This window comes from Streptomyces boncukensis, assembly GCF_011045075.1.
GTDB classification, from domain to species: Bacteria; Actinomycetota; Actinomycetes; order Streptomycetales; family Streptomycetaceae; genus Streptomyces; species Streptomyces boncukensis.
Genome location: NZ_JAAKZZ010000457.1, coordinates 1 through 5,925 on the forward strand (window position 1 = coordinate 1; position 5,925 = coordinate 5,925).

Here is a 5,925-nt window from a genome sequence, read left to right on the forward strand (position 1 = left end):
CCCCGGGCCCCCCGGACCGGCCGGGCCCGCGCTGTCCGCGCACCGGGTCAGCGTGGTGTACGGGGGCCGGGCGGGCGGAACCGCCGGGAGCGCCGGGAGCGCCGCGACCGCCGGCACCGTCGCCGTACGCGAGGTGGACCTGGAGCTGGCGCGCGGCCAGGTCACCGCCCTCATGGGCCGCAACGGATCCGGCAAGTCCTCCCTGCTGTGGGCCCTCCAGGGCTCCGGGCAGCGGCACGCGGGCCGGGTGGCGGTGGCCGGGCAGGACCCGGGCGCGGTGCCCGCGCGCACCGCCAGGTCGCTGGTCGGGCTGGTGCCGCAGACCGCGAGCGACCTGCTCTACCTGGAGACCGTGGAAGCGGAGTGCGCGCAGTCCGACGCCGACTCGGGCGCGGCGCCGGGCACGTCGCGGGCCGTGCTGGACGCGCTGGCGCCGGGCGTGCCGGGCGACCGGCATCCGCGCGACCTCTCGGAGGGCCAGCGCCTGGCCCTCGTCCTGGCCGTCCAGCTGTCGGCGGCGCCCGGTGTCGTGCTGCTGGACGAGCCGACCCGCGGCCTCGACTACCACGCCAAGGACGCCTTCGCCGTGCTCGTACGCCGCATCGCCACCGAGGGCGAGGGCCGCGCTGTCGTCGTGGCCACGCACGACGTGGAGTTCACCGCGCAGGCCGCCGACCGGGTGCTGGTGATGGCGGAGGGCGAGACGGTGGCGCACGGTGCGACGCCGGACGTGGTGGTGTCGTCGCCCGCGTTCGCGCCGCAGGTGGCGAAGGTGCTCAGCCCCCAGGAGTGGCTGACCGTCGACCAGGTACGCCTCGCCTTGGAGTCGACGTGAGGGGGAACCCGGCGTCGGAGCCGCCCGCGCTGGACGCGTCCCGAAGGGGCGCGGGGCCCCGTTCGATTGCGGCTTCGCCGCAGGGCGCGGCCGGCTACGACGAGCCCGCAGTCCGCAACGCGCCCCAGGGGGCACCCCGTGGCCAGAGCCGGAAAAAGGGCACGGGAAGACTCCGGGCGATCCCCCTCCGGGCGCGCACCGCAACCGTGCTGGTACTGGCCTCCCTCGCGGGGCTGGCCATGTTCTGCTGGCCCCTCTTCATCGCGCCGGGGCCCGCGCCCGCGGCGCACACCGCCGACGCGCCGCTCATCTTCCTCGTCACGATGCCGGTGCTGCTCGCCGTCGTCCTCGCGGAGATGTCCTCCGGCGGCATCGACCCCCGGGCACTCGCGATGCTGGGCGTGCTGTCGGCGGTCAACGCCGGGCTGCGCCCGCTGGGCGCGGGCACGGCCGGCATCGAGACGGTGTTCTTCCTGCTGGTGCTGGCGGGCCGGGTCTTCGGGCCCGGCTTCGGCTTCGTCCTGGGCGCCACCTCGCTGTTCGCCTCCGGGCTGCTGACGGCCGGCGTCGGCCCCTGGCTGCCGTTCCAGATGATCGCCTCCGGCTGGATCGGGCTCGGCGCCGGACTGCTGCCCCGCCGGGTCACCGGCCGCGCGGAGATCGCGATGCTGGCGGCGTACGGCGTCCTCGTCGCGTATGTCTTCGGGTTCCTGATGAACCTGTGGTTCTGGCCGTTCACGGCGGGCGCTGACACCCAGCTCTCCTACGAGGCCGGTGCGCCGGTGCTGGAGAACCTGCACCGCTTCGCCGTCTTCACCCTGGTCACCTCCACCTTCGGCTGGGACACCGGCCGGGCGGTGACGAACCTGGTCGCGCTGGTCGCGCTGGGCCCCGCGGTGCTGACCGTGCTGCGCCGCGCCGCACGCCGCGCCGCGTTCGAGGCGCCGGTCGCCTTCACCCCTCCAAACAAGCCGCACAAGCCGCACAAGCCGCACAAGCCGCACGAGGAGCACGAGGAGCACACCCATGCCCCACACCCGAAGAGCGCTGGCATCGATACCGGCGACGGCGCTGACGGCCACCGTCCTGCTGCTGCCCGGAACCGCCCAGGCTGACGCCGAGGCGGACGAGGACTTCACGTCCCCCGCGAACGCCGCGGCGACCTGGATGGCGTCCCAGCTCACGGACGACACCCACGCGCGGGGCGACCACGGCCTGACGGCGGACGCCGTACTGGCCCTGGCGGCGACGCGCACCGGCGGCACCGTCCAGAAGAAGGCCACCGACTGGCTGGCGGCGAACAGCGCCGACTACGTCAACCGGGGCGGGGCGGGCCGGGTCTTCGCGGGCGGCGCCGCGAAGCTCGCGCTCGTCGCGGTGGTGGAGGGCCGCGACCCCGCGAAGTTCGGCGGCCTGAACCTGACGAAGACGCTCCGGGACCGCCTCCAGCCCAGCGGCCGGTTCACGGACAACCTGCCGACCGGCGACGGCTCGAACCAGTTCACCCAGTCGCTGGCGGTGCTGGCCCTGGAGCGCGCGGGGAAGGCCCCGGCGAAGGCGGTGACGTTCCTGGCGAAGTCCCGCTGCGCGGACGGCGGCTACCCGCTGGCGTTCAAGTCCGACCCCGCCAAGTGCAAGTCCCACATCGACAGCACGGGCCTGGCCGTGCAGGCGCTGCTGAGCGCGGGCCGTACGGCGGACGCCGAACCGGCCCTGGAGTGGCTGGAGGACCAGCAGCTCAAGGGCGGCGGCTTCCGGGACAACTCCTTCGGCACCCCGCCGGCCAACGCCAACTCCACGGCCCTCGCCGTCCAGGCCCTGGCGGCGGGCGGCCGGATCGAGGCCGCGGGCAAGGGCGTGGGCTGGCTGCGGACCGTCCAGGTGGGCTGCGACGGCGCGAAGGCCGACCGCGGCGCGGTCGGCTACTCCAAGCCCAAGGCGGACGGCATGGCCCTGCGCGCCACGGCCCAGGCGGTCCCGGCCCTGGCCGGCAAGTCCCTGGCGGACGTGGACGGCAAGGGCTCGGCCCCCGGTCTGGAGCCGGTGACCTGCGAGCCGGGCGGCGGCAGCAGCGGTACGACCAGCGCAGGCGGCACGGACAGCGCGGGCGGCAGCGCCGACGGAGGCACGGACGGAGGTGCGGACGGCGGCGCCGCGAGCAGCGTCGGCGGAACCTTCGGCGGCGCCTCCGGGAGCGGTTCCTCGGGCACCGGCGGCGACACGGCGGGCGGCGACGGCTCGGGCGGCGCGTCCTCCTCAACCGGCACGGGCGGCACTGACGGCACCGGCGGCACCGGCGGCGGCTCCGCCACGGGCGGCTCGGGCTCGTCTTCCTCCTCCGGCGCGGACGGCGCAGCCACGGGCGGCACGTCGGAGTCCCTGAACTCCACCGGCTCCGACGGCGGGCCCTCCGGGGGCCTGGCCGCGACCGGCGCCGCCGTACTCCCGGCGGCGGGGGGCGCGGCGGCCCTCATCGCGGCGGGCGTGACGGCGGTGGCCGTCACCCGCAAGCGCCGCGCGAAGACCACTGCGTAACGCACCACCGAACCACCCACAACAGGAAAGGCAAACCCATGCGCAACGCCCTCACCACCCGCAGAGCCGCACTCGTCACGGCGGCGGCCGCGGCGGCCCTCACCCTGACGGCTGCCCCGGCGGCGACGGCCGCGACGGCGGCCCCCGCGCCCCAGGCCAACGACCCGGTCACCGTGGCGCTGAGCGTCCAGGGCCCGGACGGCTCGATCTACGACGACACCCTCAGCACCACCGGCCACGACGTCACCACGCCCTCCGGCGGCACCCACCCCTGCGACGGCACCAACAACGGCGCCAACGACACCCCGGGCGCCACGCCCACCGCAGCCCTCGACGACGCCGCCAAGAACGAGGGCTTCACCTGGGACGGCCCCTGGTACCCGTCCTTCGAGGACTACCTGGTCACCACGATCGACGGCAAGAGCGGCGGCCAGGACGCCTTCTGGAGCATCTCCGTCAACGGCACCCCCACCGAGGTGGGCGGCTGCCAGCTCCATCTGAAGGAGGGCGACAAGGTCGCCTTCACCTGGACCGAGCTGTAACCGGAGCCGGGAGCTGAGCCCCTGTCGGCCGACAGGGGCTCAGCCGCCCCGTACGCCCTACGCTGCTCTGTCATGCATCAGACGCGGCTCGACACCGACCGGGTCCGGGCGGCCCGCCGGATCATGGACCCGGCCTTCCTCGACACCCCCCTGTACCGCTGCGAGGCGCTGGAGCCCGGCCTCGGGTGCGCGGTGAGCGTCAAGCTGGAGACGGCGAATCCGGTCCGCAGCTTCAAGGGCCGCGGCACCGAGGTCGTCGCGAGCCGGCTCGCCGACGGCGGCTCGCGGTCCGCGGTGTGCGCCAGCGCGGGCAACCTCGGCCAGGCCCTCGCCTGGTCCGGCCGCGGCCGGGGGCTCGACATCACCGTCGTGGCGTCCCGCTCCGCGACGGCGGCCAAGCTGGAGCGCATCCGCGCCCTGGGCGCCCGGCTGGAACTGGTGGACGGCGACCACGAGGCGGCCCGCGAGCGGGCGGCGGCCATCGCGCGCCGCGACGGCATCCGGCTGGTCGAGGACAGCCTGGACATCGAGACCTGCGAGGGCGCGGCGACCATCGGCCTGGAACTGGTGGACGCCGCGCCGTCGTTCGACGCCGTGCTGATCGCCCTCGGCGGCGGGGCGCTGGCCACCGGCGTGGGGCATGTGGTGAAGGCCATGGCGCCCGGCACCGAGGTGATCTGCGTCCAGCCGCTGGGCGCACCGGCGATGACCCGCTCGTGGCGCCGGGGGAGCGTCGTCACCACCGACACGACCGACACCATCGCCGACGGCGTCGCCGGCCGGCGCCCCATCCCGGCCGTCCTCGACGACCTCCTGCTGGTCGCCGACGACGCCGTCCTGGTCCGGGAGCCGTCGATCACGGCCGGTATGCGGATGCTCCTCGACCACGCGGGCCTCGTCGTCGAACCGTCGGCCGCGCTCGGCATCGCCGCGATCCTCGAAGACCGCGCCCGCTTCGCGGGCCGGCACGTGGTCACCATCGTGTGCGGCAGCAACGTCGACGTGGACGCCTATCACCGCTGGGTCGGCGGCACGGACGGGCGCAGCACCAGGGTGAGGAACCCGAAGGAGTCGCGGTAGGTGCGCAGCCACTCGTCGCGGTGGGTGCGGGCCGCCGCCAGCGCCTGCCCGGCGTCCGGGTCCCCGGGGTGGTCCAGCGCCCAGGAGGCCAGCGAGCCCGTCCACGCCCACTCGTAGTCGTCCAGCTCCCGGCGGGTGCTGACGTGCCCGTGGACCGGGGTCCACCCGGCGGCGGCGACGCGGTCCACGGTGGTCGGCAGGTCCGCGAAGTCCCCCAGCATGGCGACGGCTTCGGGGGACGGCTCCCGCTCCCAGATCCCGTCACCGACCAGCACGCGGCCGCCGGGGGCCAGATGCTCGCGGGCCGCCGCGAGGGTGGCGGGCAGGCCGCCGAAGGCGTGTGCGGCACCGACGCTCAGCACCAGGTCGAACCCGTCGCCGGGCGCCGTGGTGAAGTCCGCGGCGTCCGCCTGGTGCAGGACCAGCCGGTCCTGGACGCCCCGGGCGTGCGCGGCCTCGCGCGCGTGGGCCAGCGCGCTCTCCGCGCGGTCGACGCCCTCCGCGCGCAGCCGCGGGTGCGCGGCCAGCGCCCGCAGGAGCCACTCGCCGCCGCCGCAGCCGAGATCGAGGGCGCGCGGGGCGTCGTCGGTGCCGCCGCGCGGAATGGCGTGGTCCAGCAGCCGGCGCACGGCGTCGTCGTCGAGCGGGGCCGCGATCGGGTGGTCCGCGTGCGCGAGCCGGGAGATCTGTTCACGGTTCACCGCGAGAGCGTGCCATGGGAAGGGCCGGTATGCAGCGGGTTTTCCCGGGGACGGCGCGTGCTTCGGCGCCAGGATCCGAGTCCTCGCCGATGAGCCGCTGTCGGAGATGGTGTCCCGCCGAGTGCAACACCGTTGCTTTTGGTGGGCGGCGTCGGTGTCAAGGGACCCACCCGCCTGGGATCATGTCGGTGTGGAGGGTGTACTTCTGGGCCCGGCGCGGGTGGCGCTTCCG

At 75.5% G+C, this 5,925-nt stretch carries 6 protein-coding genes; 5 read left to right on the plus strand and 1 reads right to left on the minus strand.

The genetic code is table 11. The features are described 5' to 3' along the window. From G5C65_RS29485 to G5C65_RS29505, 5 genes are all read left to right on the plus strand, one after another. Positions 1–835, plus strand: an 835-nt coding sequence (locus G5C65_RS29485; protein WP_165302100.1) for an ATP-binding cassette domain-containing protein, incomplete at its 5' end; no start/stop codon positions are given. 206 nt (positions 836–1,041) lie between these two features. Further along, positions 1,042–1,950 (plus strand): ECF transporter S component, encoded by a 909-nt coding sequence (locus G5C65_RS29490; protein WP_338146724.1) that lies wholly within the window; start codon positions 1,042–1,044, stop codon positions 1,948–1,950. Beyond that, complete coding sequence (locus tag G5C65_RS29495) at positions 1,862–3,370, plus strand: terpene cyclase/mutase family protein (RefSeq protein WP_165302101.1); 1,509 nt, start codon at positions 1,862–1,864, stop codon at positions 3,368–3,370. The genes G5C65_RS29490 and G5C65_RS29495 overlap by 89 nt, the downstream gene beginning before the upstream one ends. 38 nt (positions 3,371–3,408) lie before the next feature. After that, positions 3,409–3,912, plus strand: coding sequence for a DUF4430 domain-containing protein (locus tag G5C65_RS29500; protein WP_165302102.1), 504 nt, complete (start codon positions 3,409–3,411; stop codon positions 3,910–3,912). Between the two features lie 72 nt (positions 3,913–3,984). Next, positions 3,985–4,992, plus strand: a complete 1,008-nt coding sequence (locus G5C65_RS29505) for a threonine ammonia-lyase (RefSeq protein WP_165302103.1) — start codon at positions 3,985–3,987, stop codon at positions 4,990–4,992. Here the strand turns inward: G5C65_RS29505 and G5C65_RS29510 are convergent. Then, the gene (locus tag G5C65_RS29510) at positions 4,926–5,693 is read right to left on the minus strand and encodes a methyltransferase domain-containing protein (protein ID WP_165302104.1); all 768 of its coding nucleotides are present in this window, start codon (positions 5,691–5,693) and stop codon (positions 4,926–4,928) included. The genes G5C65_RS29505 and G5C65_RS29510 overlap by 67 nt on opposite strands. Between the last annotated feature and the right edge of the window lie 232 nt (positions 5,694–5,925).